Source organism: Amycolatopsis stemonae, assembly GCF_054781455.1.
The window spans coordinates 12,001-38,473 of record NZ_BAAGUJ010000028.1 but is presented as its reverse complement, the minus strand read 5'-3'; the positions used below and the strand labels follow the sequence as shown (position 1 = coordinate 38,473).

Genomic DNA, 26,473 nt, shown 5'->3' with positions numbered 1-26,473 from the left:
TACCTCCCGAACCTGTGTGCCCACCGTGGGCCCGCGTCGCGCGGTCGTCAGGCGAAGGCTTCCGGAGGCGGGCAGGAGCAGACCAGGGTGCGGTCGCCCGCGGCACCGTCGATGCGGCGGACCGGGGGCCAGCTCTTCGCCGCCGCCGGGCCGGCCGGGAAGACCGCGGTCTCGCGGCTGTAGGGGCGATCCCACTCGCCCGCGACGCAGCGCGCGGTGTGCGGGGCGTGCCGCAGCGGCGAGTCCTCCAGGGGCCACTCCCCCGACGCCACCCGGTCGATCTCCGCGCGGATCGCGATCATCGCCTCGCAGAAGCGGTCCAGCTCGGCGAGGTCCTCGCTCTCGGTCGGCTCCACCATCAGCGTGCCCGCGACCGGGAACGACATCGTCGGCGCGTGCAGGCCGTAGTCCGCCAGCCGCTTCGCGACGTCGTCGACCGTGACGCCCGTGGCCTTCGTCAGCGGCCTCAGGTCGAGGATGCACTCGTGCGCGACGAGCCCGTCGTGGCCCGCGTACAGCACCGGGTAGTGCTCGCCGAGGCGTCGCGCGACGTAGTTGGCGTTCGCGACCGCGACCAGCGTCGCGCGGCGCAGGCCGTCCGCCCCCATCATCCGGACGTACGCCCACGAGATCGGGAGGATCGACGCGCTCCCCCACGGCGCCGCGCTGACCGGGCCGACGCCCGTCTCCGGGCCGGCCGCCGGCTGCAGCGGGTGGTTCGGCAGGAACGGCGCCAGGTGCGCGCGAACGCCGATCGGCCCGACGCCGGGACCGCCGCCGCCGTGCGGGATGCAGAAGGTCTTGTGCAGGTTGAGGTGCGAGATGTCCGCGCCGAAGCGCCCGTACTGCGCGACGCCGATCAAGGCGTTGAGGTTGGCGCCGTCGACGTACACCTGGCCGCCCGCGTCGTGCACCAGCTCGCACACCTCGCCGACGGTGTCCTCGTAGACCCCGTGCGTCGACGGGTAGGTGATCATGATCGCGGCCAGGCCGGCCCGGTGCTCGTCCACAGTGGACCGCAGGTGGGCGAGGTCGATGTTCCCGGCGTCGTCGCAGCGGACGACGACCACCCGCATACCCGCCATCACGGCGCTGGCCGCGTTCGTGCCGTGCGCGCTGGCCGGGATCAGGCAGACGTCGCGGTCGCCTTCGCCGCGTGCGCGGTGGTAGGCGCGGATCGCCAGCAGCCCGGCGAACTCGCCCTGGCTGCCGGCGTTGGGCTGCACGGAAACCGTGTCGTAGCCCGTGATCCGGGAGAGCCAGGCGGTCAGGTCCGCGACGATCGTCAGCAGCCCGGCGGCGTCTTCGGCGGGCGCGAACGGGTGGAGTCCGGCGAACTCCGGCCAGGTGAGCGGTTCCATCTCGGCGGTGGCGTTGAGCTTCATCGTGCACGAGCCCAGCGGGATCATGCTGCGGTCGAGCGCGACGTCCTTGTCCGACAGCCGCCGGAGGTACCGCAGCAGCGCGGTTTCCGAGCGGTGGGCGTGGAACACCGGGTGCGTCAGGAAGTCGCTCGTGCGCCGCAGCGGCGCCGGGAGCGCGTCCGCGGTGTCCGCGTCGAGGCCGTCCACATCGGACACCGAGACGCCGAACGCCTTCCAGACCAGCGAAAGGCGTTCCCGCGTGGTCGTCTCGTCGCAGGCGGCGCCGACGTGGTCGTCGTCGACGCGGCGCAGGTTGACGCCGAGGTCGCGAGCCGTCTCGACGACCAGGTCCGCGCGGCCGGGCACCGCCGCGACGACCGTGTCGAAGAACTCGCCGTGCACGACGTCGACGCCGCCCTCGCAGAGCCCGGCGGCCAGCACGGTCGCCATCCGGTGGGCCCGCAGGGCGATCCCGCGCAGGCCGTCGGGCCCGTGGTACACCGCGTACATCGACGCCATCACGGCCGGCAGGACCTGCGCGGTGCAGATGTTCGAGGTGGCCTTCTCGCGGCGGATGTGCTGCTCGCGGGTCTGCAACGCGAGCCGGTACGCGGGGGCGCCGTCGGCGTCCTTCGAGACGCCGACCAGCCGTCCCGGCAGCTGCCGTTCGAGCCCCTTGCGGACCGCGAGGTAGGCCGCGTGCGGGCCGCCGAAGCCGAGCGGGACGCCGAACCGCTGGGTGGACCCGACGGCGACGTCGGCACCCAGCTCCCCCGGCGGCCGCACCAGGGTCAAGGCGAGCGGGTCGGCCGCGACGACCACCGCGGCGCCGTGCTTCTTGGCGTCGGCGATCGTCAGGTCGAGTTCGCGCACCGCGCCGGACGCGCCGGGGTAGGACAGCAGCACGCCGAAGAAGTCGCCGCCGAGCCCGAGCCCGGTGAGTCCTTGGGACAGGTCTTCGACGACCAGCTCGACGCCCAGCGGTTCGGCCCGTGTGCGGAGGACGGCGAGGGTCTGCGGCAGGGTGTCCTCGTCGACGACGAACCGGCTGGAGGCCGACTTGCCGGCGCGGCGCACCAGGGTCATCGCCTCGGCGGCCGCGGTGGCCTCGTCGAGCAGGGACGCGTTGGCGACGGGCAGCCCGGTCAGGTCGGCGACCACGGTCTGGAAGTTGAGCAGGGCCTCGAGGCGGCCCTGGGAGATTTCCGGCTGGTAGGGCGTGTAGGCCGTGTACCAGGCCGGGTTCTCGAGGACGTTCCGCCGGATGACGGGCGGCGTCACGGTGTCGTGGTAGCCGAGCCCGATCATCTGGGCCATCGGCCGGTTCCGCGCGGCCAGCTCCCGCAGTTCGGCGAGCGCCTGGGCCTCGGTGGCGGCGGGCGGCAGTTCCAAAGCCGCCGACGAGGAGCGCAACGACGAAGGAACGGCGCGCTCGGCGAGTTCGTCGAGGGAGGCGACGCCGATGACGTCGAGGATCCGGCGGAGTTCGCCCGGCCCGGGCCCGATGTGCCGCTCGGCGAAGGGGATTCCCTGTTCCAGCGAGGCGAGTGACGGGTTCACGGGGGCCTCCTGGGGACGGCGGGGCTGGGCCGGGACCGCGATGTCCTGGCCCTCCCCACTCTGTCCGTACCCCGGAGGGCGCCTGAGAGTTTCGCCCGAGGTTGAGCCGGGCTTGCACCGTCGGCGGGGCCATCAGGCTGTGTCCTGACGACCCGCTTTCCAGAGGCGTCTCGTCCGCGCGGTCCAGGGTGCCTGAGAGGTTCCGGGGAGGACTTGCTCCTTCGGCGCCGAGCTCAAGGTGTGGCTCGGACTCTCCCGCGCGGATTCGTCGACCGCACGGGGAACCTTACTCCGTCCGCCGCAGCGGTGATCACCCGGTCTTGCGGGCGTTGCGGCGCTGGGTCAGCTCGTCCGGCTCGTGCGTCTCGACGACGCCGCCGTCGGCCCGTTCGGCCGGGAACTCGTGGATCGTCCCGCTGATCTCCTGCATGGCGCCGCTGACCGCGATGCCGAACACGCCCTGGCCGCCCTGGAGCAGATCGACGATCTCCTCCGGCGACGTGCACTCGTAGACCGTGGTGCCGTCGGAGAACAGCGTCACCCGGGCCAGGTCGCGGACCCCGCGCACGCGCAGGTGGTCGACGGCGACCCGGATGTTCTGCAGCGAGACCCCGGTGTCCAGCAGCCGCTTGACGACCTTGAGGACCAGGATGTCCTTGAACGAGTACAGCCGCTGCGAGCCGGAGCCGTGTGCGGTGCGGATGCTGGGTGCGACCAGCTTCGTCCGCGCCCAGTAGTCGAGCTGGCGGTAGGTGATGCCCGCGATCTGGCACGCCGCCGGGCCGCGGTAGCCCACCAGCTCGTCCGGCAGCGAGTTGTCGGGGAACAGCTCACCCTGCTCGCCACTCGCGACCTCAACAGGCTGCTTCTCGGAACCAGCCTCGACCACGCAAGCCTCCCCTCGCCCGACCTGACGGCCGGCGAATGACAGCCGGAAAGTCCCAGGAGCGGGACCGACCGGAGATCAACCACCACGGTCCGGCCCCAGACCGTCGAATCACACCGTGGCGATTTACCTCCTTCGACGGTAAGCGCCCGGACAGTGCCGGTCAACGCGACGCGCGGCAAGCCTCAACGGACGGATGAGCCTTTGAGCCGTTCGCCGTACCCCGGACGCGGTGGTTCAAACCTCTTGACGGCTTTTACTCAGCCGAGTAAATTTTTACTCATGCAAGTAAACACCGACCTCATGGCGGACCTGGGGCTCAGCGTCACGGAGGCGGCCCGCCGGGCGCAGATCATCGGGGCGACCATCGGCGTCCTGTCCGACCTCGGCTACCGCAAGACGACGTTCGCCAAGATCAAGGAGCGCGCCGGGCTCAGCAGCACCCGGCTCATCTCCTACCACTTCACGAACAAGGCCGGCCTGATGCAGGCCGTGCTCAGCACGGTCGTCGAGACGAAGAACGAGTTCCTCGCCTCGCGGACCGGCGGCGGGCTCGACCCGGCGGACCGGCCCGGCTACCTGCGGGCGCACATCGAGACGTCGATCGCCTTCCTGCGCGCCTACCCGGAGTGCGTCAAGGTGCTCTCGGAGCTGTCGGCCAACGCCGACGACGCCGAGGGCTGGTCGATGACGAAGGTCCTGGTCGACGACATGCGGGTGCACGGGCTCGCGCGCCAGCTCAAGCAGGGTCAGGCCGAGGGCGTGTTCGGCGGGTTCACGCCCGAGGTGATGGCGATGTCGATCGCGCAGGCCATCGACGGGGTGGCCGCGGCGTACGCGGCCGACCCGTCGCTGGACCTGGAGAAGTACGAGCGCGAGGTCGCGGACACGTTCGTCAAAGCGACGGCGCCGTGAGGGCGCGGTCGAGGCGCTCTTCGATGCGGGCCTTCGGGAAGGCGCCGACGATCGTCTCGACCGGCTCGCCGCCCGAGAAGAGGATCATCGTGGGCAGCGACATGACCTGGTAGGACCGGGTCGTCTCCGGGTTCTCGTCGGCGTTGATCTTCCGGACGGTGAGCTCCCCGGCCCGCTCGGCCGCGAGCTGGGCGAGGACCGGGCCGACCATCCGGCACGGCCCGCACCAGGTGGCCCAGAACTCGACCAGCACGGGCACGTCGCTGCCGAGCACTTCGGGGAACGTCGAGTCGGTGACTGCGACGACTTCGGACATGGCGGGCTCCTTCACGGACGCGGGGAATCGGGGACGACGCACGGATCGGGCGCCTGCCGGGCGAGGGCGCCGGCGAGCTTCGCGGCCAGCTCGGCGCGGATGCCGCCGAGCCGGGCGAGGAGCGCGTCGGCTTCTTCGAGCTTGCGCCGGTAGACCTCGATGGAGCTCTCGCAGGCGTCGCCGGTCTCGTGGCCACTGCGCAGGCATTCGACGAAGGGCCGGGTCTCGTCGAGGGTCAGACCGATCGTCTGCAGGGTCTGGATCTCCTTGACCAGCTGCAGGTCGTCCTCGTCGTACTCGCGGTAGCCGTTCGCCGAGCGCCGGGCCGCGAGGAGGCCCTGGGCCTCGTAAAACCGCAGCGCACGGGTGGTGACACCCGTGCGCTGCGCAAGCTCTCCGATCCGCATACCCCGACGCTAGACGTTGACGTCCGCGTCAAGGCAAGTGAATCCGCTACCGCGGGAGGGTCATGGGGTCCGGGGGCGTGCCCCCGGACGCACTCGCCCGCGGGATCAGGTATCCGCACCCCGGAAGTCCTCGGGCGAAACCGAGTCGAGGAACTCGCGGAACTTCTCGACCTCGTCCTCCTGCTCGTCCGGGATGATCAGGCCGGCCTCCTCCAGCACCGCGTCCACCGCGTGGATGGGGACGCCGATCCGCAGGGCCAGGGCGACGGAGTCGCTCGGCCGGGCGGACACGCGGATGTCGCCGTCGAAGACGAGCTCCGCGAAGAACGTGCCTTCCTTCAAGTCGGTGATGACGACCTGCTCCAGCTCGCGGCCGAGTGCTCCGATGACCTCTTTCAGCAGGTCATGCGTGAGCGGCCGGGCCGGCCGGACTCCCTGTTGCTCCAAGGCGATGGCGGTGGCTTCGACCGAGCCGATCCAGATCGGCAGGTACCGTTCACCCTCGGTCTCCCGCAGCAACAAGATCGGCTGATTCGCGGGCAGCTCGACCCGCACACCGACGACGCGCATTTCGCTCATCGGGCTTCGCCTCCCTCTCGCGCACACGGGCTCAAACGCTGGAACGGCTCGACGCCGCCACTGCCGACGCTACCCGTCATCCCCGCGCTGTGCTCGCTGTCGAGACTATCTCGGTTCGCCTGCCGCAAACCCTTGCCTTCACGGTACGGCATGCGGTGCCGAACATTCAGTCATTGACATGGGACCGCAAAGAGGATCTCACTGCCCCGTTACGGTCAACACCCGGTGACGCCGCGGATTCCCGCCTTGACGAGGAGCGTGTGAAGCGTCACGGACAGTGCCGCGAGCTCCCGGACGACCTCGTCGGCGCGCGACTTCGCTTCCGGGTCACGGTGCCGGTACACCGGGGTCACGATCTGCTCCAGCAGCCCGACCTCGCGGTCGGCCGCGGCGCGGAAGGCACGCAGGTGTCTCGGCTCGATACCGAATTCGGTCATCGCCTTCACCGTGCGCGCGACCAGCACCGCGTCGGGGTCGAAGAACCCCGCGGGACCCGGCCGGACCAGGCCGTACTGCTGCAGCTCGGCCAGCACCGCCGCGTCGATGCCCGCCTGCTCCAGGAGCTCCTCCTGGGTCAGGCGCAGCTCCTTGCCCGCGGCGAAGTCGTCCGCCACCGGGAGGCCGACGTTCTCCGCCGGCGCGTCGATCGGCACCAGCCGGCGCGGCGGCCGGGGCAGGGCCGTGGTGGTGCCGGCCCCCGAATCCGCCGCGTCGAGCTGCTCCTTGATGACCTTCAACGGGAGGTAGTGGTCCCGCTGGGCGGCCAGGACGAACCGCAGGCGCTCCACGTCCGCCGCGGCGAACTGCCGGTACCCCGACGCCGTCCGGCCCGGCTGGACCAGGCCTTCGGCTTCGAGGAACCGGATCTTGGAGATGGTGACGTCGGGAAAGTCCTGGCGCAGCTGCGCCAGGACCGCCCCGATGCTCAATCCGTGGTTCTGTGGCCGCCCGGCCGCCGTCACTGCGCCCCCTGGCCCCCGTGACCCGGGCCGGTCAGGAAGACCAGGCGGAACTTCCCGATCTGCACCTCGTCGCCCCCCGCGAGGACGGCCTGGTCGACCGGCTCGCGGTTGACGTAGGTGCCGTTGAGGCTGCCGACGTCGATGACGACGAACTCGCCGCCCTCACGCCGGAACTCGGCGTGCCGGCGGGAGACGGTGACGTCGTCCAGGAAGATGTCGCTGTCCGGGTGCCGCCCGGCGCTGGTGGTGTCGCGGTCGAGCAGGAACCGCGAACCCGCGTTGGGCCCGCGCTTCACGACCAGCAGGGCCGAACCCGGCGGCAGGGCGTCGACGCCCTGGACCGGTGCCTCCGCGGCCGGGGCGGACTCGTGGCCTTCGGCTTCGGCCAGGAAGTCGGCCCGGAAGACAGAGGTCCGCTCCGGAGACTGCTCCGGGGGAACGCCGCCGGGCCCGTCGTTCGTGCTCACCTGAGCTCTCCTCCACACATGCTGTGTTGCCTAGTACTCAAGAACGTGTAGCTGCCAACGTACCGTGCCTGATCGATTCTCCGAGCCCCGGCTCCCCGAACCGGCGCAGTGCTGGTCCGACCGGGTGGGAGCCTCGTTCAGCCCTTGGTCAGGGCGTCGTAGGCCTCGGCTTCGAGCAGCGCCTCGAGCCCCGCCGGGTCGTCGAGGCGGATCTCGATCAGCCAGCCCTCGCCGTAGGGGTCGCTGTTGATCAGCTCGGGCGAGTCGGCGACGGCGTCGTTGACCGCCACGACCTCGCCGTCGACGGGCGCGAACAGCTCGGAAACGCTCTTGGTCGACTCGACCTCGCCGAACACGTCGCCCGCGCTCACCTGGCGGCCGACCTCGGGCAGGTCGACGAACACGACGTCGCCGAGCTGGTCCTGCGCGTACTCGGTGATGCCGATGCGGACGAGGGTGTCCTCGCCGCGGGTGGCGACCCACTCGTGTTCCTCGGTGTAGCGAAGCTCTTCAGGAGCGGACACCGCCGGTCCCCTTTCATGCCCTCACTGGCGAAACGTGCTGGGCGAAGTCTTACACCCACACGGCCCAGCCGCGGCCCACGCCCCGGGAAAAGCGTCGCGCTCAGTCGCCGGCGGTGCCGCGCAGGGCGTTGCGCGCCTGGACGACGTAGAGCACACCGGACCAGACGTAGAGGACCGCGCCCCAGATCGTGAAGGCGTAGCCGATCGGCCGGGCGACCGCGGCGACGTCCGAGCCGCCCTGCGCGAGCAGCAGGAACGGGAACGCGTACATGAGAACGAAGGTGGCGCCCTTGCCGATGTAGGTGACCTCCGGCGGCGCGAAGCCGCGGCGGCGCAGCGTGAGCACGCAGACGCCGAGCACGACCTCGCGCAGCACGAGCGGCACCACGACCCACCACGGGATGATCTCGCGGACCAGGAACGCGATCAGGGTCGCCAGGATGTAGAGCCGGTCGGCCGCCGGGTCGAGCAGCTGGCCCAGCCGGGACATCTGGTTGAGCCAGCGGGCCAGCTTGCCGTCGAGCCAGTCGGTCAGGGCGCTGAACACCAGCAGGGCGAGCGCCCAGCCGTCTTCTTCGGGACCGAGCAGCAGCCAGAGGAACACGGGCACGCCGGCCAGCCGCAGCAGGGACAGCATGTTCGGGACGTTGAACGCCTGCTTCAGCAGGGACGGCTCGGCGGCGCCCGCCTCGGCGGCGGGCTCGGGTGCGGCTGTGCTCACTCGCCCAGCGTAGTCAGCAGGCGCGGCGGCGGCTCCAGCCGCGTCGCTGCAGTTCGGCGCTGCTCAGGGCCTCGGGACGGCCCCGGAGGTCGGTGCCCATCCAGCGGGCGCGGCCGGGGCGCGCCTCGAGGACGTACGGGCGTCCGCAGCACCAGACGACGCTGCTCGGGACGGTCGGGGGGCCGGACGGGACGTCGGGGTGCTCGTCGGTGCTGGCATCGGGGCTGGTCACAGCGTCGGCGTTCATCGCTCTCACGGGCTCGGGGTGGGTTTTCGGGGACGGAAGCTCTTCGGCCTCCACCAAGATCTTCGGCACGCGGGGCCCGGACGTTAACCGGCACGGCGTGAATTAGACCGATCGATTCTTCTTGGCTGCGTCAGGTTTCGGAGCGTGAACGGAATGTTAATCGTCCATTGTGGACATTGCGGGGGCGGCCACCGGATCGGGCCGCCACCCGGCTGGAGTAATCTCCGGCACACCTGTGGGCGAGTCGGTCCACGGGGCCCCCGCCCGGATGGGCCAGAATGACCGGGCCAGCCTGACCGGGGAGGAAACGATCGCGGTGCCCCACCCGACCACCACGAGGACGTGGCGGCCGTTGCTCGCCGCCTGCCTCGCCGTGCCCGCGCTCGCGGCCTGCTCGGGGGACCCGGCGGCCCCGGCGCCCTCGTCTCCGGCTCCCCCGGCGGCCACGTCGTCGGCGCCCGTCTCCACCACCGCGCCACCGCCCCCGCCGGCCACGGACGGCTCGGCCACGCCGGCCCCGGCATCGAAGCCGGCCGGCGCGCCGCCGTCCGTGCCCGGTTCCTGCGGCACGGTGACGGCCGCCAGCGGGCTGACGCTCTACGTGTTCGACAGCGGCTCGGCCGGCGTCAGCTGCGCGGCGGCGACCAAGCTCGTCGGCGACTTCCACCGCAAGATCGCCGGGCGCCAGGACGCCGGCTCGAACGACGCGGTGAACGAGACCGTCGACGGCTGGCTGTGCACCTCCGGGCCACCCGCCGCGCAAGGCGGCACCACCTGCACCAAGGGCGAGCAGACGGTGTTCGCGGCCGTCGTGCCGTCCGAGTGACCGCTCCCGATCCGCTTCCGCTCCTGAAGGGCCCATGAAGACATTCGCGTACCCCCTGCTGCTCGTCGCCGCGACCGCCGTGCTGGCCGGCTGCGGCGGCGCGGACCCGGCGCCCGCTCCGGCCGCGCCGTCCCCCACGGTCCCGGCCGCGGCCGCCGCGGCGGCGTCGACGGCACCCGGCGTGCCCTGCGGCGACGTCGCCGGCTCGGGTGGCGCGAAGACGGCCGTCGTCGCGCACGGCCAGGTCGACTGCGCCGCGGCGGCGAAGCTGCTGAAGGACTACTTCGCGAAGCTGACGCCCGCGGAGGCGAACTCACCGGACGGCCCCGGCCCGGTCGTCCTCGACGAGTGGACGTGCGGCAGTGGCGCCCACGACCCGGTGACGGTCTGCTCGACGGAAGACGGCCGCCAGGTCGAGGGCACCAGGAGCTGACCGCCGTCAGCCCTTGAGGTCCGGGAAGTCCTCTTCGCGGTACTCGGTGCCTTCGCCGCGCTTCGGGTCGCTCTCACGGCCTCGCAGCTCGACGCGGCGGATCTTGCCGGAGATCGTCTTCGGCAGCTCCGCGAACTCGATGCGCCGGATCCGCTTGTACGGCGCGAGGTGCTCCCGGCAGTACGCCAGGATCGCCTTCGCCGTCTCGGGCGTCGGCTCGTGGCCGGACGCCAGGACGACGTACGCCTTCGGCACCGCGAGCCGGATCGGGTCCGGCGCCGGGACGACCGCCGCCTCCGCCACCGCCTCGTGCTCGATGAGGACGCTCTCCAGCTCGAACGGCGAGATGCGGTAGTCCGACGCCTTGAACACGTCGTCCGTGCGCCCGACGTAGGTGATGTAGCCGCGTTCGTCGATCGAACCGACGTCGCCGGTGTGGTAGAAGCCGTTCGCGAAGGCGGCCGACGTGCGCTCGTCGTCGTCCGCGTAGCCGGTCATCAGGCCCACCGGGCGGTGGGCGAGGTCGAGGCAGATCTCGCCCTCCGGCGCGCGCTCGCCGCTGACCGGGTCGACCAGCGCGACGACGAACCCCGGCAGCGGGCGGCCCATCGAGCCGGGCACGACGTCCTGGCCCGGCGTGTTGGCGATCTGGACGCTGCTCTCGGTCTGCCCGAAGCCGTCGCGGATCGTGACGCCCCAGGACTTCTGGACCTGCTCGATCACTTCGGGGTTGAGCGGCTCCCCCGCGCCGACGACCTTCGTGGGCGGGGTCTTCAGGGCCGTCAGGTCGGCCTGGATGAGCATCCGCCACACGGTCGGCGGCGCGCAGAAGCTCGTCACGCCGCAGCGGTCCATCTGGGCCATCAGCGCGCCCGCGTCGAAGCGGTTGTAGTTGTAGAGGAAGACCGTCGCCTCGGCGTTGAACGGCGCGAAGAAGTTGCTCCACGCGTGCTTCGCCCAGCCCGGCGAGGAGATGTTCAGGTGGACGTCACCCGGCTCGAGGCCGATCCAGTACATCGTCGACAGGTGACCCACCGGGTACGAAACGTGCGTGTGCTGCACCAGCTTCGGCTTCGCGGTCGTGCCGGAGGTGAAGTACAGCAGCAGCGGGTCGGCCGCGTGCGTCGGGCCGTCCGGGGCGAACTCCGGGGATTCGGCGAAGGCGGCCGAGTACTGCTGCCAGCCCTCGACCGGCTCCCCGACGGCGATCCGCGTGTAGTCGCCTTCGACGTCGGCGAACTTCGGCGCGTCCACCGAGCGGACCACGACGTGCTTCGCCGCGCCGCGCTCCACCCGGTCGGTCAGGTCGGCCGGGCCGAGCAGCGTGGACGCCGGGATGATCACCGCGCCGAGCTTGATCGCGGCGAGGATGGTCTCCCACAGCTCGCCCTGGTTGCCCAGCATGAGGATCAGCCGGTCGCCGCGGCGGACGCCCAGCGAACGCAGCCAGTTCGCCACCTGGTTGGACCGGCCGGACAGCTCCGGGTAGGTCCAGCGGTTCTCGGTGCCGTCCTCTTCGACGATCCACAGCGCGTACCGCTCGGCGTTGTCCGGGTCGTGGGCGACGACGTCGAACCAGTCGATCGCCCAGTTGAACTCCTCGAACTGCGGCCAGGCGAAGTCGCGATACGCCGTGTCGTAGTCCTCGCGGTGGGTCTGCAGGTAGTCCCGCGCGACGCGGAACGCGTGGTGGACCTCCGAAGCGGTCACGGCTGCCTCCTTGCTATTCGCCCTTGAACTCCGGCTTCCGGCGTTCCATGAACGCCTGAACGGCCTCGCCGAGGTCCTTGCTGGGCAGGAACGCCGAGTTCCACGCCGCCACGTACCGGAGGCCGTCGGCGACCTGGCGCTCGGTGTTCGTCGCCAGTACCTGCTTCGTACCCTGCACCACGAGCGGCGGGTTCGCAGCGATCTCCCCGGCGAGTTCGCGCGCGGCCTTCAGCAGGGCGTCCTGGTCGGCGTGGACGTCGTTGACGAGCCCGATCTTCTCGGCGCGGGCGGCGTCGATGTCCTTGCCGGTCAGCGCGAGCTCCCGCAGGTGCCCTTCGCCGACGATCGAGGCGAGCCGCTGGAGGCTGCCGAGGTCGGCGACGATCGCCACGCGCACCTCGCGGACGCTGAACTTGGCGTCGGCGCTGGCCAGGCGGATGTCCGCGGCGGCGACCACGTCGACACCGCCGCCGATGCACCAGCCGGAAACGGCCGCGATGACCGGTTTGCGGCATTCGGCGATCGAGCTGACCGCGGCCTGCAGCGACCGGACCTGGTCCAGGAAGGCGGTCCGCGGGCCGGCCAGGTTGTCGCCGCCCAGCATCGGCGCCCAGTCGCCCATCATCGCGGGCAGGTCGAGGCCGTAGGAGAAGTGGGACCCGCTGCCGGTCAGCACCACGGCCCTGACCTGCGGGTCGGCGTCCAGCGCGCGGAACACCAGCGGCAGCTCGCGCCAGAAGTCCGGGCCCATCGCGTTGCCCTTCGACGGGCCGAGGAGCGTCACTTCGGCCACGGGGCCGTCGACGTCGACCTTCAGGGAGACGAGGTCGGGCAGACTGTCACTAGTAGCGGTCATGGGGTCATCTTGACCCATGCCCGCTTGGCCACGCCATTGGCACGTCGCCAATTGACGGCCATTTCACTGTGCCGACGTGGTCACGGGATGCTTTCCTGGACAGACCGGCACCACGACGCGGGGAGGACGGTGGGACATGAGCCCGGCCAGCAGCGCGACCGCGATCGAGCCCGACCCCCCGGCCGCGCCGGCCCGGCGCGCGTCGCGGCCGATCGAGCTCACCGGCTCCTTCGACCACGAGGGCCACCGGCTCTGGTACACCGAGTTCGGCAGCGGCGATCGCGTCGTCGTGCTGACCCACGGCATCATGCTGACCCGCCGCATGCACGCGCCGCTCGCCCGCCGGCTGGCCCGCGCCGGGTTCCGGGTCGTCACGCTCGACCTGCTCGGCCACGGCGACTCCGACCGGCCGACCGAGTCCTGGCTGTACTCGATGCCGTCGTTCGCGGAGCAGACCCTCGCGCTGCTCGACCACCTCGAGGTCGAGTCCGCGGTGATCGGCGGGACGTCGCTGGGCGCGAACGTCTCCTTGGAAGTGGCGGTGCAGGCGCCCGCGCGGGTCCGCGGGCTGATCGTCGAGATGCCGGTGCTGGACAACGCGATCGTCGCCGGGCTGATCACGTTCGCCCCGCTGCTGATGGCGGCCCGCTTCCTGCCGGTGACGGTCCAGGCGGTGGCACTGGTGGCATCCCTGGTGCCGCACGGCAACCAGTGGGTCGACGTCGTCACGGACACGCTTTCGCAGCAGCCGGCCCCGATGGCGGCGTTGCTGCACGGCGTCCTGTTCGGCCGTATCGCGCCGCCGAAGTCGGTGCGCCGCAAGATCACGACGCGCGCGTTGGTGATCGGCCACCAGGGCGACCCGATCCACCCCTTCGGCGACGCGGACACCCTGGCCGTGGACATGCCGGCCGCGGAGTTCGTCCAGGCCCGCAGCCCGGTCGAGCTGCGCTTCGACCCGACCCGCCTGTCGGACGCGATCCGCGACTTCGCGGCAAGCTGCTACGAAGACTGACCTCCGGCGTGCTGCCCCTACGCACGCTCCAGCGGGGCCAGGCCGGCCACCGGGCCGATCACGATGATCGCCGGCGGGCGGACGCCCGAAGCCGCCGCGTCCGTGACTACCGTGTCCAAAGTGGACCGCAGGGTGCGCTGGGTGCGCATCGTGCCGTCCTCGATGATCGCCACGGGGGTGTCCGACGGGCGGCCGCCGTCCAGCAGGGCCTTCGCGAACTGCGGGAGCCGCTCGACGCCCATCATCAGCACGATCGTGCCGCGCAGGCGAGCCAGCAGCTCCCAGTCGACCAGGGACCGGTCGTCGCCCGGGGCGACGTGGCCCGAGACCACGACGACCTCGTGGGCCACGCCGCGGTGGGTGACCGGGACGTCGGCGACCGCCGGGACGGCGAACGCGCTCGTGATGCCCGGGACCATCGTCACGGGTACGCCCGCTTCGGCGCAGGCCAGCACCTCTTCGAAGCCGCGGCCGAACAGGTACGGGTCGCCGCCCTTGAGCCGGACGACGAACTTGCCCTCCTTGGCCCGCTCGATCAGCGTCTGGTTGATGACGTCCTGGCTGGCGGCGCGGCCGTACGGGATCTTGGCGGCGTCGACGATCTCGATCTCGGGCGCCAGCTCGTCCAGCAGCTCGCGGGGCGCCAGCCGGTCGACGACCACGACGTCCGCGCGCGAGAGCAGCCGGCGGCCGCGGACGGTGATCAGCTCCGGGTCGCCCGGGCCGCCGCCGACCAGCGCGACGCCGGGCAGGATGCCCTCGGGGTGCGGCTGACGGCCGTCTTCGATCGTGCCGTTGTGCAGGCCGTCCAGCATCGAGTCGCGGACCGCGGCCGAGCGCAGCGGCTCGCCGCCCGAGAGCACGCCGAACAGCAGGCCGCCGTGCCGTCCCGACGCCGGGGTGACCGCCGAGCCGGACTCGCCTTCGTCGGCGCGGACGCAGAAGACGCGCTCACGCTCGGCCTCGGCGCAGATCGCGGCATTGACGTCGGGATCGTCGGTGCAGGCCAGCGCGTACCAGGCGTCTTTCAGGTCGCCGGAGGCGTAGCGGCGTTCGTGCCAGACCAGCTCGCCCGCGTCCACCATCCCCTGGACCGACGGCGTCGTGTGCGGCGACACCAGTTCGACACGGGCACCCGCGCTGATCAGCCGGGGCAGCCGCCGCTGGGCCACCGAACCGCCGCCGAACATGACAACGCGGCGGCCGGACAGCTGCAGGCCGGAGAGGTAGTGCGGGTCGTCCATGGGCGGGAGTTTATTGACGGTTCACCCTCGCGCCAGCCCAGCGTGCGTTATGCCACCCGGAACACCGCCACTCTCCGGCGGTCAGGGGGCCGCCGGATTGACGTAGATCTCGCCGTGCTCGCGCGGACGACCTCGACGTCGACGACCAGCGTGAACCCCGCCGCCGTCGCGCCGAGCAGCGGGAACGACGAGACGAACCAGCCCAGCGCGCGGTCCCGCTCCCCCATCGCCCGGCGGCGCCGGGCCGGTCCACGGTGTCGGCGGGCTGCCGGCGCGACAGCGGCGGCGCGAACCGCAGGCACGGGGCCCCGGCAGCAGGACTTCGGGCAGCTGGGCGGGCGTGAACTCATGATCGCACGCCCGCCCAGCGTGGGCATCCGGATTACCGCGCGCTGCCGGGGTAGGGCAGGAGGGCCATCTCGCGCGCGTTCTTGATCGCCGTGGCGACCTGTTTCTGTTGCTGCGGTGTCAGTCCCGTCACGCGGCGGGCGCGGATCTTGCCGCGGTCGGAGACGAACTTCCGCAGCAGCTCGACGTCCTTCCAGTCGACGTGGGTGATCCGGTTGGCGTGCAACAGGTTCACCTTGCGCTTGGCGGGCCGGTCCCGGTTCGGCATCCGGCTCACCAGCTCGACTTCGCGACGCCGGGCAGCTCGCCGTTGTGCGCGGCCTGGCGCATCTTCACCCGCGACAGCCCGAACTTCCGCAGGTAGCCTCGCGGACGCCCGTCGGCGGCATCGCGGTTGCGGATGCGCGTCGGGCTCGCGTCGCGCGGCAGCTTCTGCAGCGCGACGACCGCGTTCGCCTTCTCGGCGGGCGAAGCGGACGGCGAGGCGATGACGGCCTTCAGGGCGCGACGGCGTTCGACGTACCGCGCCGCGACCACCTTCCGCTGCTCGTTCTTCGCGATCTGGGACTTCTTGGCCATCAGCGCTCTTCCTTGAACTCGACGTGCTTGCGCGCGACCGGGTCGTACTTGCGCAGGACCATGCGGTCCGGGTCGTTGCGGCGGTTCTTCTTGGTGACGTAGGTGAACCCGGTGCCCGCGGTGGACCGCAGCTTGACGACCGGGCGGATGTCGGTGCTCTTCGCCATTACAGCTTCACTCCCCTTGCCTTCAGTTCGGCCACGACGGCCTCGATGCCCCGCTTGTCGATCGTCTTCATGCCCTTGGCGGAGACGCGCAACCGCACCCAGCGGCCCTCGCTGGGCACGAAGTAGCGACGGTTCTGCAGGTTCGGCTCCCAGCGCCGGGGCGTGCGGCGGTGCGAGTGCGAGACCTGCTTGCCGTAGCCCGGCTTGCGGCCGGTGACCTGGCACACGGCGGACACGAGACCTCCCAAGTTGATAGTGGTTGTCGTTTTCATCTACTCTGACGCACCGTACCCCGTCCGTATTCCTGGAGCACTCGTGACCCCTCACCCCCGCGTCCCGCTCGTCCTCGTGACCGGCCTCGCGCCGGGCCCGAACGCCACGCTCGCCGAGCTGCTGCGCGTGGCCGAGCCCGGCACCGCCGTCGTCCACCACGACCTGCGGGAGATCCACGCCGGCGTCGTCCGGCGCCGGCTGCGACTGGAGCAGCGCGACCAGCTGACCGTCCTGGAGCTGGCCCACGGCTGCGTCTCGTGCACCCTGCGCGAGGACCTGCTGCCCCTGCTGCGGCGGCTGGCCCGGATGCCGCAGGTGCGCCGGATCGTCGTCCGGCTCGACGAGGCCATGGAGCCCGAGCCGGTGAGCTGGGCGATCCGGAACGTCCTGGTCGGCGACCACCCGGTGCGCGACGACGTCGACCTGCGCGCGGTGCTGACCGTCGTGAACTGCGCGACCTTCCTCGCCGACGCGACCGGCGACGACGTCCTGGCCGAGCGGAACCTGCAGGCCGGCCCCGAGGACGAGCGCACGGTCGCGCAGGTGGCGCTCTCGCAGGTCGAGTTCGCCGACGTCCTCGTGCTGGCCGGCGGGGCCACCGACGCCTGGACCGCCGCGAAGGCGTCCGCGGTCCTCGACCGCGTTGCGCCGTCCGTCCCGCGGGTGGAACTGAGCCGCATCGACGGACACACCGTGCTCGACGCCGTGCCGTCCGGCGCCCGGCGAGGCGAGGTCACGGACATGCACGGCGCGTTGCTGCGCGGCCAGCCGCCGGTGCACGCCGACTGCGGCATCGGGCTCGTCACGTTCACCGCGCAGCGGCCGTTCCACCCCGAGCGGCTGCACGACGCGCTGGACGTCCTGCTCGACGGCGTCGTCCGCACCCGCGGGCGCGCCTGGGTCGCCAGCCAGCCGGACGTCGCGTTCTGGATCGAGTCGGCCGGCGGCGGGCTCGGCATCGGGCACGCCGGGCCGTGGCTCGCGGCGCCGGACGGTCCGGAGTGGACGGACGTCTCCCCCGAGCGGCGCACCCTGGCGTCGCTGCGCTGGCACCCGGTGCACGGCGACCGGGCGCAGGAGCTCGTCATCGTGACGGACCAGACAACGCCCGACGAGATCGACGCCGCCCTCCGCAGCGCTCTACTGACCGACGACGAACTGGCCGCCGGCCCGGCGGAGTGGCACCGCTACGCCGACCCGTTCGGCGACTGGCACGAAGAGCCGTGCGAGGACACCGAAACCGACCCGGCGCGGCACGACGCGACCGCGGCGAACCGAAAGGAAGACCAGTGAAGAACGGCATCCACCCCGACTACCACCCCGTGGTGTTCAAGGACTCGTCCACCGGCGACGCGTTCCTGACCCGCTCCACCGTCACGTCCGAGAAGACCGTCGAATGGACCGACGGGCAGACCTACCCGCTGGTCCTGGTCGACATCAGCTCGGCGTCGCACCCGTTCTGGACCGGCACCCAGCGCATCATGGACAGCGCCGGCCAGGTCGAGAAGTTCCACCGCCGCTACGGCAAGCGGGGGACGCGCTGATGGCCGTCCCCAAGCGGAAGAAGTCGCGCAGCACCACCCGGTCCCGGCGGGCGCGGTGGAAGGCCGCCGTGCCGGACCTGGTGCCGATCAAGGTCGACGGCGAGACCCGGCTGGTCCCGCGTCGCCTGATCAAGCACTTCCACTCGTGACCGTCCCGGTCACGGTGCTGTCCGGGTTCCTGGGCGCGGGCAAGACGACGCTGCTCAACCACATCCTCGCGAACCGCGCGGGGCTGCGGGTGGCGGTGATCGTCAACGACATGAGCGAGGTCAACATCGACGCGGCGCTCGTGCGCTCGCAGGAGCGTCTCGTCGAGCTGACCAACGGGTGCATCTGCTGCACCCTGCGGGAGGACCTCCTCGAGGAGGTGGCCCGGCTCTGCTCCGACGACCGCTTCGACCACGTGCTCATCGAGTCGAGCGGCATCTCGGAGCCGATGCCGGTGGCGGCGACCTTCACGTTCCTGGAGCCGGTCGCCCACCTGGACACGATGGTCACCGTGGTGGACGCGGCGAACTTCGCGCGTGAGCTGGCGGCCGGCGACTCCTTGGTGGAGCGCCGGCTCGACCAGTATCCCGACGACGAGCGGACCGTGAGCGACCTGCTGGTGGACCAGGTCGAGTTCGCCGACGTGCTGGTGTTGAACAAGACCGACCTCGCCGCGGACGTCGAGCGGCTGGTGGCGACGCTGCGGCGGCTCAACCCCGCCGCGGACGTCGTCACCGGCAGCTTCGGGAAGGTCGCGCCGGAGCGGGTGTTCGGCACCGGCCGCTACGACCCGGTGCGCGCCCAGGAGGCGCCGGGCTGGGTGGCCGAGCTGAACGGCGACCACGTGCCCGAGACGGAGGAGTACGGCATCTCCAGCGTGGTCTTCCGCGCTGCCGAGCCGTTCGACCCGGCGCGGCTGTGGGACTTCGTCGCCCGGCGGCTCGACTCCGGCGAGTTCGGCACCGTGCTGCGGTCGAAGGGGTTCTTCGCGCTGGCGTCCCGGCCCGGGGTGACCGGGCTGTGGTCCCAGGCGGGCGCCGTGGCGCGCTTCGAACCCCAGGGCGTCGCGGACGAGCCGCGTCAAGAACTGGTGTTCATCGGCGTCGAGCTGGCCGGAGAAGCGCTGCTGGCCGCACTACGGGAATGCCTGGGTGCGGCGACCGGGCCGGACCCGTTCCCGGAGTGGGGTTCGGTCCACGTCCACTAGTGGTCGTCGTAGTGGTCGTCGTGGGCCGCGTGGCGGTGGCCGTCGTGCAGGTAGTCGACGTGCTCGCCGTGGGGCACCGCCACGTGGCCGCAGCCGTCGCCGTGGGTGTGGTCGTGCCCGGTGTGCGGTACGTGCCCGGACATTTCGCACTCGTCGAAGTGGTCGTCGTGCGCCCGGTGCAGGTGCCCTTCGTGCGCGTAGTCCACGTGGTCGCCGTGGGGGACGGCGGCGTGGCCGCAGCCCTCGCGGTGGACGTGGTCGTGGCCGGCGTGCACGGCGTGCGGCATGGTCATGTGTTCGCCTCCCGGAATGTGTCCACTTCGGACGCTAACACCGGGTCACGGGCACCAGCCGGGCGAAACCTCCTGCCTCACCCGATAGCGGCCGTTCCGTCCGAGTTGATCAACCCAGGTTTATCAGTCTAGGTTGACGAACGTGACGGACGAGGAGCTGCTCCAGGCCAGCGCCGACCTCCGCGTCGCGCTCGGCCGGCTGATCCGGCGGTTGCGGCAGGGCTACGTCGTCGGCGAGCTGACGCTGCCCGAACGCTCGGTGCTCTCCCGGCTCGACCGCGAAGGCCCGGCCACGCCGGGGTGTCTCGCCGACCTCGAACGTGTCAAACCGCAGGCCATGGGCGTGACGCTGGCCGGGCTGGTCGACCGCGGGCTCGTCGAGCGGCGCAAGGACGATTTCGACGGGCGCAAGGTGCTGATGTCGGTGACCGCCGCGGGCGTGCAACTGCTCACCGACCGGCGGTCGCGCACCACCGAGAAGATGGCCACCGCCCTCGGCGAGAAGTTCACCCCGGCCGAACAGCGCAAGCTCGTCGCGGCCATCCCGCTGATCGAGCGGCTGGCGGACGAGCTGTGACCGTCACCGAAGCTCCGAGCCGCTACAAGTGGGTCGCGCTGTCGAACACGACGCTCGGCGTGCTGATGTCCGCGCTCGACGGCTCGATCGTCATCATCTCGCTGCCGGCGATCTTCCGCGGCATCGGCCTCGACCCCCTCGCACCGGGCAACATCGGTTACCTGCTCTGGATGATCCTCGGCTACCTGCTCGTGCAGGCCGTGCTGGTGGTGACGCTCGGGCGGCTCGGCGACATGTTCGGCCGGGTCAAGATGTACAACCTCGGCTTCGTCGTCTTCAGCGTCGCCTCGGTGGCGCTGTCGTTCGACCCGTTCCACGCCGGAAGCGGCGCGTTGTGGCTGATCGGCTGGCGGATCGTCCAAGCGGTCGGCGGGTCGATGCTGACGGCGAACTCCGCGGCGATCCTCACCGACGCCTTCCCGGCCGAGCAGCGCGGGATGGCCTTGGGCGTCAACCAGATCACCGCGCTGGCCGGGCAGTTCCTGGGCCTGGTCGTCGGCGGGCTGCTCGCCGAGATCGACTGGCGCGCGGTGTTCTGGGTGAGCGTCCCGTTCGGGTTGCTGGGCACGATCTGGTCGATCCGCAGCCTCCGCGAGGTCGGCACGCCGAAGCGCGCGAAGGTCGACTGGGGCGGCAACATCACCTTCGCGGCCGGGACGGCGTTGCTGCTGGCGGCGATCACCTACGGCATCCAGCCCTACGGCGGCGCGGCGACCGGCTGGGGCAGCCCCTGGGTGCTCGGCGGGATCGGCGCGGGCGTGCTGCTGCTCCTGTTGTTCGGCGTCATCGAGACGCGCGTCGCCGCGCCGATGTTCCAGCTGTCCCTGTTCAGGATCCGCGCGTTCGCCGCGGGCAACATCGCCGCGTTGCTGACGTCGGTCGCCCGTGGTGGCATGCAGTTCATGCTCATCATCTGGCTGCAGGGGATCTGGCTGCCCCTGCACGGCTTCGACTACGAGCGGACGCCGTTGTGGGCGGGCATCTTCATGCTGCCGTTGACCGTCGGGTTCCTCATCGCGGGCCCGGTCTCGGGCTACCTCTCCGACCGGTTCGGCGCGCGGCTGTTCTCCACGGGCGGGCTGCTGCTGGTCGCGGCCGCGTTCCTGGGTCTGCTGGCGCTGCCGGTGGACTTCCCTTATCCCGCGTTCGCCGCGCTGCTCGTCGTCAGCGGAGTCGGGCAGGGCATGTTCTCCGCGCCGAACACTTCGGCGATCATGAGCAGCGTGCCGACCGGGCAACGCGGGGTCGCGTCCGGCATGCGCGCGACCTTCCAGAACTCGGGGACGTCGCTGTCGATCGGCGTCTTCTTCTCGCTGATGATCGCCGGGCTGGCGTCGTCGCTGCCGCAGACGCTGACCAGCGGGTTGCAGGCCCACGGCGTCCCGGCGTCGGTCGCGGACGGCGTCGCGCGGCTGCCGCCGGTGAGCACGCTGTTCGCCGCGTTCCTCGGCAGCAACCCGGTCGGGCACCTGCTGGGCCCTGATGTCCTCGACGGGCTCTCGCCGGCCGACCGGTCGGCGCTCACCGGCGGGGAGTTCTTCCCGCAGCTGGTGTCCGGCCCGTTCCACCACGGCCTCGTGGTCGTGTTCACCGCGGCCGCGGTGATGGCCCTGGTCGCCGCGCTCGCTTCGGTGTCGCGCGGCGCCCGGTACTTCCACACCCCAGAGGAAGAAAAGGAGAACCGATGACCGACGAGATCGTCGCCGGGACCGTCACCATCACCGGCCACGGCGGTGACGAGCTCGAGGCCTACCTGGCCAAGCCGACCGACCCGACCCCGCGCGGCGGCGTCGTGGTGATCCACCACATGCCCGGCTACGACGCGGCGACGAAGGAGATGGTCCGCCGCTTCGCCGTCGAGGGCTACAACGCGCTCTGCCCCAACCTCTACACGCGCGAAGCCCCGGGCGCGGACCCGGACGACGCGGCCGCCACGGTCCGCGCGGCCGGCGGCGTCCCGGACGACCGCCTGGTCGGCGATGTCTCCGGCGCGGCGGACTACTTGCGTGCCCTGGAAAACGCGAACGGCCGGATCGGTGTCATCGGGCACTGCTCGGGCGGCCGTCAGGCGTTCCTGTCGGGCTGTTCGCTGGACATCGACGCGGCGGTCGACTGCTACGGCGCGTTCGTGGTCAACGACCCGCCGGAGGGCATGGGCATGACGATGAAGCCGCTGCTCGGTCTCACGCCGCAGCTGTCGTGCCCGCTGCTGGGCATCTTCGGCGCGGACGACCAGTTCCCCGGCCCCGACGAGGTCGCCGTGCTGGCGGCCGAGCTGGAGAAACACGGCAAGGAGCACGAGTTCCACACGTACGCGGGCGCGGGCCACGCGTTCTTCGCCGTCGACCGCCCGAGCTACCGCCCGGAGGCCGCCAAGGACGGCTGGGAACGCATCCTCGACTTCTACGCCCGCACCCTCACGGCCTGAGAGGACCCGCTCATGTGCACCTACCTCACGGAGAAGTTCGCCCTCGAAGGCAGCGGCAAGGGCGCCCGCGGCTGGTTCCGCCTCAACGAAGGGACCGTGTACGTGGACCACCCGGTCCACGCGCCGTACGCCCACACGGTGAACATCGACTTCCGCAACCCGGGCTTGGGCGCTTCGGCCCGCGTGGCTTTGGAACTCACGGAAGAGGACGCCCTGGCGCTCGCCGACGCCATCCACGCGGCGGTGAATTCCGCACCCGAAGGTCTGGCTTCGCGCAACCAGTAGCCCAAAGCCGTGAATGGCACATTGAGGGACTTAGAGTCCGTGAATGTGCCATTCACGGCTTTTCACGGGATGTAGAGGGCGCCGAGGAACTCCAGCAGGAGGCGTTCGCGCAGCGGCGCCGGAGCCGTCGCGAGGAGCGCGTTGATCGGGGCCATGCGGTCCGGAAGGCCCGACGCGCCGCCCAGGCCCGCGGCCGCGAGGAGCCCGGCGAACTGTGCCGACGTCAGGGTCGCCGGGTCCAGGGCCGCGACGAACTCCGCCACCGCCGGGTCGATCTCCACCGGCCCGGCGGTGCGGGCCGCGTCCACCGAAGCCGCGAGGTCCGTGAGGAACTCCTTCTCGCTGCCGTGGTTGGCCGCCGTGACCGTGAGGTGCAGGTTCGTCGGCGACGACAGGTGGGCGAACTGCGGCTGGACGTACCAGCCGCGCACCTTCATCTCGTCCGCCACCGTGAAGAGGTCGAAGCCGTCGTCGCCGGTGAACGCGATGAGCGTCGAAATCGGGTCGCCGAGGATCCGCAGGCCGTCGATGTCGGCGATGCCCGCCCGGATGCGCGACACCGCCGTACGCGCCGAAGCAGCCAGCGACAGGTAGCCGTCTTGGCCGAGGTGGCGGACCACGGCCCACGCCGCGGCGAGGGGGCCGCCCGAGCGGGTGCTCTGGATGGTCGTGTTCAGCATCGTGTAACCCGGCCACGCCGCGCTCGCGAAGTAGTGCGACCGCCGCAATTCCGCCGAAGCGTGCAGCAACACCGAAGTGCCCTTCGGGCAGTACGCGTACTTGTGCAGGTCCACCGAAATGCTCGTGACGCCCGGGACGCGGAAGTCGAACGGCGGCACGTCCGCGCCGAGCCGGGCGAAGTACGGCAGCACCCAGCCGCCGATGCACGCGTCGACGTGCATCCGGACGCCCCGGGCAGCCGCGGCGGCCGCGATCGGAGCGATCGGGTCCATGACGCCGTGCGCGTACGAGGGCGCGCTCGCCACGACCAGGACCGTCGAGTCGTCGATCGCGGCGGCCATCGCGGCCGGGTCCGCGCGGAACGTCACCGGGTCGACCGGGACGTCGATCCGGCGCAGCCCGAACAGGTGCGCCGCCTTGTGGAACGCGGCGTGCGCGGTCGTCGGCAGCACGATCGACGGCGAAGGGTGCGAGTCCCGGGCGGCCAGCACCGCCAGCAGGCACGACTCCGTCCCACCCGACGTCACCGAACCGACCACGCCCGGAACGTCCCCGAGCAACGCCGAAGCCTCGGCGACGAGGTCGTTCTCCATGCGCAGCAGGCTCGGGAACGCCGTCGGGTCGAGGCCGTTCGCCGACGACGCCAGCGCGTGCGCCGCCGCGCCGAGGGTGTCCACTTCGGACAGACCGCTGTCGTAGACGTAGGCCAGCGTGCGGCCGCCGTGCGTCGGCAGGTCGCCCTCGCGCAGCTCACGCAGCTCCGTGAGGACGTCCTCAGGCGGGTTCATGGCGCGGCTCCAGCACCGAGCGCCGCAGCATCGGCAGGGCCAGCGCGATGAGCACGCCCGGGACGATCGACGACCCGATCAGGATCGCCAGGATCGCGCTGTCCGGCTGGAACGCCGTGGCGTCGGTGCTCGACACGTACCCGCCGAACGCGAGGATCAGCGCCCACAGCCCGCCGCCGAAGGCCAGGCCGAGCGTCTCACCCGCGGTCCACACGCCGGCCGCGATCCCGGCGCGGGTCTCGCCGGTGCGCTCCTCCTCGGCCGTGATCAGGTCCGGCAGGATGGCCAGCGGGAACACCGAGATCCCGGCGTACCCGACGCCGCAGAGCGCGACGAACACGAACGACACCACGAGCGGGATCTCCTGGGCGAACACCAGGCCGAGCAGGCCGATCGCGAACGCCGCGGTCGCCAGGCGGAAGCCGTTGAGCTTGCCGACCCGGTCGCCCAGCCGCGGCCACAGCGGCATGGTGACCAGGGCCGGGCCGACGAAGATGACGAACAGGATCGTGCCGTACTTGTCGCTGCCGAGGATGCGCTGCGCGAAGAACGGGATCGCGGCGAGCACGGTGCCGATGCCCAGCGCCTGGATGAAGTAGGTGCCCAGCAGCCAGCGGAACGGCCGCCAGCCGGCGAGTGTGCGGACGAGCTCCTTGAGGTTCACGGTGTTCGGCCGCAGCGAGCCGACCGGCGCGTCCTTGAGCCCGAAGTACACCAGCAGCGTCGCGGCCAGCACGATCAGCCCGATCACCACGGCCATGATCCGGTAGCCGGCGACCCCCTCGATCGCGGCGGTGATCGCCGGGGCGCCGCCGCCGCAGATCAGGATCGTCACGGCCAGCACGCCGATGCGGACACTGGTGAGCTTCGTGCGCTCGGTCGCGTCTTCGGTCAGCTCGGCGGGCAGCGCGTTGAACGGCACCTGGAACAACGCGTACGCCGTGGCGCAGGCGGCGAACATGACGGCCACGTACAGGGCGTCCGGCAGCGGCCCGCCCAGCCCGGGGTGGGCGAACATCGCGGCGAACAGGATCGCGACGCCGACGCCGCCGATCAGCAGGAACCGCCGCCGGCTGCCGGTCTTGAGCAGGTTCGCGTCGGACAGCCGGCCCGCGATCGGGTTGAAGAAGAAGTCCCAGGCCTTGGGCACGAACACGATCGCGGCCGCCCAGCCGGCGGGCACGGCCATCGTGTCGGTCAGGTACTTGACCAGGACGAGGCCGGGGACCGTCCCGAAGGACCCGGTGACGAACGAGCCGAGCGAATAGCGAAACCTCGTCCGGCCGGACAGCGTCGCCATGGTCCTCCTCGAGAAGGCGATTCCGATGAGGACTCAGTATTCGATCTCGGCCCGCACCGGGTAGTGGTCGGAAGGAATCGTGCCACCGTCGTAATGCACCAGCCGTACCGGGCCGACCTCGGCGCGTCGCAGCGAGCCGACGTAGTCCAGCGAGTCGCGGTAGGTCGCCGGGACGGACTTCGCCGCGTCCGGGTTCGTGACGGCGTCGAAGGTGTACTCCCCCGCCGGCGTCGTGCGCAGCGTTCCGCCGAGCGCCGCCGCGCCCTGCTCCGCCTGGGTGCGCCCGGCGGCGTCGCGGCGGTCCTGCCCGGCCCGGTACTCGATGTTGAGGTCGCCCGCGACGGCCACCGCGTCGCCGGCCGGGACGCGCGCGGCGGCGAGGTCGCGCAGTTCGCCCAGCTGGGCCATCCGGACCTGGTGCGCCTTCGGCAGCGTGTCGGGTGCTTCGTCGGCCTGCAGGTGCGTGCCGGCGAGCCAGAGCGCCTTGCCGTGGGCGAAGATCCGGACGAGGGCGGCACCCTTGTTCGCCAGGTAGTCGGCGGTCCCGGAGTAGGAGTTGCGGTAGACGAGCTGGTGCTGCTCGATGATCGGGTACCTGCTGAGCACGGTGACGCCGCCGTTGACGACGACCGGCGAGTTCGAGCAGTTGCCGCTGACCGACGTCCAGCCGGGCGAGGTCGAGCAGTACTGCCCGACGAGCGGTGTCCGGAACGGGTAGGCGTCGGCGAGCCGGTCCCGGAGGCTCTCGGCCTGGGCGCTGAACGCCTCTTCGAGCACGACGACGTCGGTGTCCTGCGCCCGGATGACGCGTTCGGCCGCCTGGGCCCGGGCCTCCTTGTCCGACGTGTCCGGGTTGGCGATCCACGGCAGCTGCCAGAGGTTGAAGCTCAGCACGCTCAGCGAAGCGGCCGAGGCCTGCGCCGGCGCGGCGGTCAGCACGGCGATGACGACGGCGGCGAGAAGGGCGGTCCTGCGCACGCGGG

The 26,473-nt window shown here is 71.5% G+C and carries 34 protein-coding genes and 1 riboswitch; of the genes, 12 read left to right on the top strand and 22 right to left on the bottom strand.

Features of this window, described 5'->3' with window-relative positions; all coding sequences use genetic code 11:
* Positions 1-47 precede the first annotated feature (47 nt).
* Positions 48-2,924, bottom strand: a complete 2,877-nt coding sequence (gcvP, locus tag ACYVLJ_RS47000; RefSeq protein WP_460443621.1) for an aminomethyl-transferring glycine dehydrogenase — start codon at positions 2,922-2,924, stop codon at positions 48-50.
* A gap of 169 nt (positions 2,925-3,093) precedes the next feature.
* Positions 3,094-3,192: riboswitch (glycine riboswitch) on the bottom strand.
* 42 nt (positions 3,193-3,234) lie between these two features.
* Complete coding sequence (locus ACYVLJ_RS46995; protein WP_285451512.1) at positions 3,235-3,813, bottom strand: MerR family transcriptional regulator; 579 nt, start codon at positions 3,811-3,813, stop codon at positions 3,235-3,237.
* 279 nt (positions 3,814-4,092) lie between these two features.
* Here ACYVLJ_RS46995 and ACYVLJ_RS46990 point away from each other — a divergent pair, with 279 nt between their 5' ends.
* The gene (locus tag ACYVLJ_RS46990; RefSeq protein ID WP_460443620.1) at positions 4,093-4,725 is read left to right on the top strand and encodes a TetR/AcrR family transcriptional regulator; all 633 of its coding nucleotides are present in this window, start codon (positions 4,093-4,095) and stop codon (positions 4,723-4,725) included.
* Here the strand turns inward: ACYVLJ_RS46990 and trxA are convergent.
* From trxA to ACYVLJ_RS46950, 8 genes are all read right to left on the bottom strand, one after another.
* The gene (gene trxA, locus ACYVLJ_RS46985) at positions 4,706-5,041 is read right to left on the bottom strand and encodes a thioredoxin (protein ID WP_451972440.1); all 336 of its coding nucleotides are present in this window, start codon (positions 5,039-5,041) and stop codon (positions 4,706-4,708) included. The genes ACYVLJ_RS46990 and trxA overlap by 20 nt on opposite strands.
* A gap of 11 nt (positions 5,042-5,052) precedes the next feature.
* Positions 5,053-5,448, bottom strand: a complete 396-nt coding sequence (locus ACYVLJ_RS46980; RefSeq protein WP_451972438.1) for a MerR family transcriptional regulator — start codon at positions 5,446-5,448, stop codon at positions 5,053-5,055.
* A 105-nt stretch (positions 5,449-5,553) separates the two neighbouring features.
* Positions 5,554-6,027 (bottom strand): bifunctional nuclease family protein, encoded by a 474-nt coding sequence (locus ACYVLJ_RS46975; protein ID WP_009078856.1) that lies wholly within the window; start codon positions 6,025-6,027, stop codon positions 5,554-5,556.
* A gap of 215 nt (positions 6,028-6,242) precedes the next feature.
* A complete protein-coding gene (gene ftsR, locus ACYVLJ_RS46970) occupies positions 6,243-6,989 on the bottom strand; it encodes a MerR family transcriptional regulator (RefSeq protein ID WP_460443619.1) in 747 nt (248 codons plus the stop codon).
* A complete protein-coding gene (gene garA, locus ACYVLJ_RS46965; RefSeq protein WP_072478754.1) occupies positions 6,986-7,456 on the bottom strand; it encodes a glycogen accumulation regulator GarA in 471 nt (156 codons plus the stop codon). The genes ftsR and garA overlap by 4 nt, the downstream gene beginning before the upstream one ends.
* 137 nt (positions 7,457-7,593) lie before the next feature.
* On the bottom strand, positions 7,594-7,980 hold the full coding sequence (gene gcvH / locus ACYVLJ_RS46960) for a glycine cleavage system protein GcvH (RefSeq protein ID WP_086679382.1): 387 nt from the start codon (positions 7,978-7,980) through the stop codon (positions 7,594-7,596).
* Positions 7,981-8,080: 100 nt separating this feature from the next.
* On the bottom strand, positions 8,081-8,701 hold the full coding sequence (locus tag ACYVLJ_RS46955; RefSeq protein ID WP_460443618.1) for a CDP-alcohol phosphatidyltransferase family protein: 621 nt from the start codon (positions 8,699-8,701) through the stop codon (positions 8,081-8,083).
* A gap of 13 nt (positions 8,702-8,714) precedes the next feature.
* On the bottom strand, positions 8,715-8,948 hold the full coding sequence (locus ACYVLJ_RS46950) for a hypothetical protein (RefSeq protein ID WP_451972432.1): 234 nt from the start codon (positions 8,946-8,948) through the stop codon (positions 8,715-8,717).
* A 268-nt stretch (positions 8,949-9,216) separates the two neighbouring features.
* Between ACYVLJ_RS46950 and ACYVLJ_RS46945 the strand changes: the two genes are divergently transcribed.
* The gene (locus ACYVLJ_RS46945; protein WP_460443617.1) at positions 9,217-9,774 is read left to right on the top strand and encodes a hypothetical protein; all 558 of its coding nucleotides are present in this window, start codon (positions 9,217-9,219) and stop codon (positions 9,772-9,774) included.
* A gap of 34 nt (positions 9,775-9,808) precedes the next feature.
* The gene (locus ACYVLJ_RS46940) at positions 9,809-10,207 is read left to right on the top strand and encodes a hypothetical protein (protein WP_451972428.1); all 399 of its coding nucleotides are present in this window, start codon (positions 9,809-9,811) and stop codon (positions 10,205-10,207) included.
* 6 nt (positions 10,208-10,213) lie between these two features.
* On the opposite strand, the gene ACYVLJ_RS46935 is transcribed toward ACYVLJ_RS46940, so the two are convergent.
* A complete protein-coding gene (locus ACYVLJ_RS46935; RefSeq protein WP_460443616.1) occupies positions 10,214-11,917 on the bottom strand; it encodes an acyl-CoA synthetase family protein in 1,704 nt (567 codons plus the stop codon).
* Positions 11,918-11,930: 13 nt separating this feature from the next.
* The gene (locus ACYVLJ_RS46930; protein ID WP_451972424.1) at positions 11,931-12,773 is read right to left on the bottom strand and encodes a crotonase/enoyl-CoA hydratase family protein; all 843 of its coding nucleotides are present in this window, start codon (positions 12,771-12,773) and stop codon (positions 11,931-11,933) included.
* 136 nt (positions 12,774-12,909) lie between these two features.
* Between ACYVLJ_RS46930 and ACYVLJ_RS46925 the strand changes: the two genes are divergently transcribed.
* Complete coding sequence (locus ACYVLJ_RS46925) at positions 12,910-13,788, top strand: alpha/beta fold hydrolase (protein ID WP_460443615.1); 879 nt, start codon at positions 12,910-12,912, stop codon at positions 13,786-13,788.
* A 17-nt stretch (positions 13,789-13,805) separates the two neighbouring features.
* Here the strand turns inward: ACYVLJ_RS46925 and cobA are convergent, their stop codons facing one another.
* From cobA to rpmB, 6 genes are all read right to left on the bottom strand, one after another.
* Positions 13,806-15,032 carry a siroheme synthase family protein gene (gene cobA / locus ACYVLJ_RS46920; protein WP_460443614.1) on the bottom strand — a complete coding sequence of 409 codons (1,227 nt, stop codon included), beginning with the start codon at positions 15,030-15,032 and terminating at the stop codon, positions 13,806-13,808.
* Between the two features lie 47 nt (positions 15,033-15,079).
* Positions 15,080-15,259 (bottom strand): hypothetical protein, encoded by a 180-nt coding sequence (locus ACYVLJ_RS46915; protein ID WP_460443613.1) that lies wholly within the window; start codon positions 15,257-15,259, stop codon positions 15,080-15,082.
* A 155-nt stretch (positions 15,260-15,414) separates the two neighbouring features.
* Positions 15,415-15,648: a 30S ribosomal protein S18 gene (gene rpsR, locus ACYVLJ_RS46910; RefSeq protein ID WP_451972416.1), complete on the bottom strand. Its 234-nt coding sequence runs from the start codon at positions 15,646-15,648 to the stop codon at positions 15,415-15,417.
* A gap of 5 nt (positions 15,649-15,653) precedes the next feature.
* Positions 15,654-15,959 (bottom strand): uS14 family ribosomal protein, encoded by a 306-nt coding sequence (rpsN, locus tag ACYVLJ_RS46905; RefSeq protein ID WP_460443612.1) that lies wholly within the window; start codon positions 15,957-15,959, stop codon positions 15,654-15,656.
* Complete coding sequence (rpmG, locus tag ACYVLJ_RS46900; RefSeq protein WP_451972412.1) at positions 15,959-16,126, bottom strand: 50S ribosomal protein L33; 168 nt, start codon at positions 16,124-16,126, stop codon at positions 15,959-15,961. The genes rpsN and rpmG overlap by 1 nt, the downstream gene beginning before the upstream one ends.
* Positions 16,126-16,362: a large ribosomal subunit protein bL28 gene (gene rpmB / locus ACYVLJ_RS46895; RefSeq protein ID WP_460443611.1), complete on the bottom strand. Its 237-nt coding sequence runs from the start codon at positions 16,360-16,362 to the stop codon at positions 16,126-16,128. Before rpmB ends, rpmG begins: the two co-directional genes overlap by 1 nt.
* Before the next feature lie 79 nt (positions 16,363-16,441).
* Here rpmB and mrf point away from each other — a divergent pair, with 79 nt between their 5' ends.
* The 4 genes from mrf to ACYVLJ_RS46875 are packed head-to-tail and all read left to right on the top strand — an operon-like array spanning position 16,442 to position 19,138.
* Entirely contained in the window at positions 16,442-17,692 is a 1,251-nt protein-coding gene (mrf, locus tag ACYVLJ_RS46890) for a CobW family GTP-binding protein (protein WP_460443610.1), read from the top strand.
* The gene (locus tag ACYVLJ_RS46885; RefSeq protein ID WP_451972406.1) at positions 17,689-17,943 is read left to right on the top strand and encodes a type B 50S ribosomal protein L31; all 255 of its coding nucleotides are present in this window, start codon (positions 17,689-17,691) and stop codon (positions 17,941-17,943) included. The genes mrf and ACYVLJ_RS46885 overlap by 4 nt, the downstream gene beginning before the upstream one ends.
* Complete coding sequence (gene rpmF / locus ACYVLJ_RS46880; protein WP_460443609.1) at positions 17,943-18,092, top strand: 50S ribosomal protein L32; 150 nt, start codon at positions 17,943-17,945, stop codon at positions 18,090-18,092. Before ACYVLJ_RS46885 ends, rpmF begins: the two co-directional genes overlap by 1 nt.
* Complete coding sequence (locus tag ACYVLJ_RS46875) at positions 18,089-19,138, top strand: zinc metallochaperone GTPase (protein WP_460443608.1); 1,050 nt, start codon at positions 18,089-18,091, stop codon at positions 19,136-19,138. Before rpmF ends, ACYVLJ_RS46875 begins: the two co-directional genes overlap by 4 nt.
* Here ACYVLJ_RS46875 and ACYVLJ_RS46870 read toward each other — a convergent pair.
* Positions 19,135-19,431, bottom strand: a complete 297-nt coding sequence (locus ACYVLJ_RS46870) for a hypothetical protein (RefSeq protein WP_460443607.1) — start codon at positions 19,429-19,431, stop codon at positions 19,135-19,137. The two genes, ACYVLJ_RS46875 and ACYVLJ_RS46870, sit on opposite strands and share 4 nt — an antisense overlap.
* Before the next feature lie 142 nt (positions 19,432-19,573).
* Here ACYVLJ_RS46870 and ACYVLJ_RS46865 point away from each other — a divergent pair, with 142 nt between their 5' ends.
* From ACYVLJ_RS46865 to ACYVLJ_RS46850, 4 genes are read left to right on the top strand one after another with little or no spacing between them, the layout of a single operon-like run.
* The gene (locus ACYVLJ_RS46865; RefSeq protein WP_460443606.1) at positions 19,574-20,008 is read left to right on the top strand and encodes a MarR family winged helix-turn-helix transcriptional regulator; all 435 of its coding nucleotides are present in this window, start codon (positions 19,574-19,576) and stop codon (positions 20,006-20,008) included.
* Positions 20,005-21,696 (top strand): MFS transporter, encoded by a 1,692-nt coding sequence (locus ACYVLJ_RS46860; protein WP_460443605.1) that lies wholly within the window; start codon positions 20,005-20,007, stop codon positions 21,694-21,696. Before ACYVLJ_RS46865 ends, ACYVLJ_RS46860 begins: the two co-directional genes overlap by 4 nt.
* Positions 21,693-22,436, top strand: a complete 744-nt coding sequence (locus ACYVLJ_RS46855; protein ID WP_451972395.1) for a dienelactone hydrolase family protein — start codon at positions 21,693-21,695, stop codon at positions 22,434-22,436. Before ACYVLJ_RS46860 ends, ACYVLJ_RS46855 begins: the two co-directional genes overlap by 4 nt.
* A 12-nt stretch (positions 22,437-22,448) precedes the next feature.
* The gene (locus tag ACYVLJ_RS46850) at positions 22,449-22,721 is read left to right on the top strand and encodes a DUF6295 family protein (RefSeq protein WP_460443604.1); all 273 of its coding nucleotides are present in this window, start codon (positions 22,449-22,451) and stop codon (positions 22,719-22,721) included.
* 62 nt (positions 22,722-22,783) lie between these two features.
* On the opposite strand, the gene ACYVLJ_RS46845 is transcribed toward ACYVLJ_RS46850, so the two are convergent.
* Genes ACYVLJ_RS46845 through ACYVLJ_RS46835 form a run of 3 tightly spaced genes read right to left on the bottom strand, consistent with a single transcriptional unit; the run spans position 22,784 to position 26,468 of the window.
* Positions 22,784-24,190 carry a pyridoxal phosphate-dependent decarboxylase family protein gene (locus ACYVLJ_RS46845; protein ID WP_460443603.1) on the bottom strand — a complete coding sequence of 469 codons (1,407 nt, stop codon included), beginning with the start codon at positions 24,188-24,190 and terminating at the stop codon, positions 22,784-22,786.
* The gene (locus ACYVLJ_RS46840) at positions 24,177-25,490 is read right to left on the bottom strand and encodes an MFS transporter (RefSeq protein ID WP_451972389.1); all 1,314 of its coding nucleotides are present in this window, start codon (positions 25,488-25,490) and stop codon (positions 24,177-24,179) included. Before ACYVLJ_RS46840 ends, ACYVLJ_RS46845 begins: the two co-directional genes overlap by 14 nt.
* Before the next feature lie 33 nt (positions 25,491-25,523).
* Positions 25,524-26,468 carry a sphingomyelin phosphodiesterase gene (locus tag ACYVLJ_RS46835; RefSeq protein ID WP_460443602.1) on the bottom strand — a complete coding sequence of 315 codons (945 nt, stop codon included), beginning with the start codon at positions 26,466-26,468 and terminating at the stop codon, positions 25,524-25,526.
* Between the last annotated feature and the right edge of the window lie 5 nt (positions 26,469-26,473).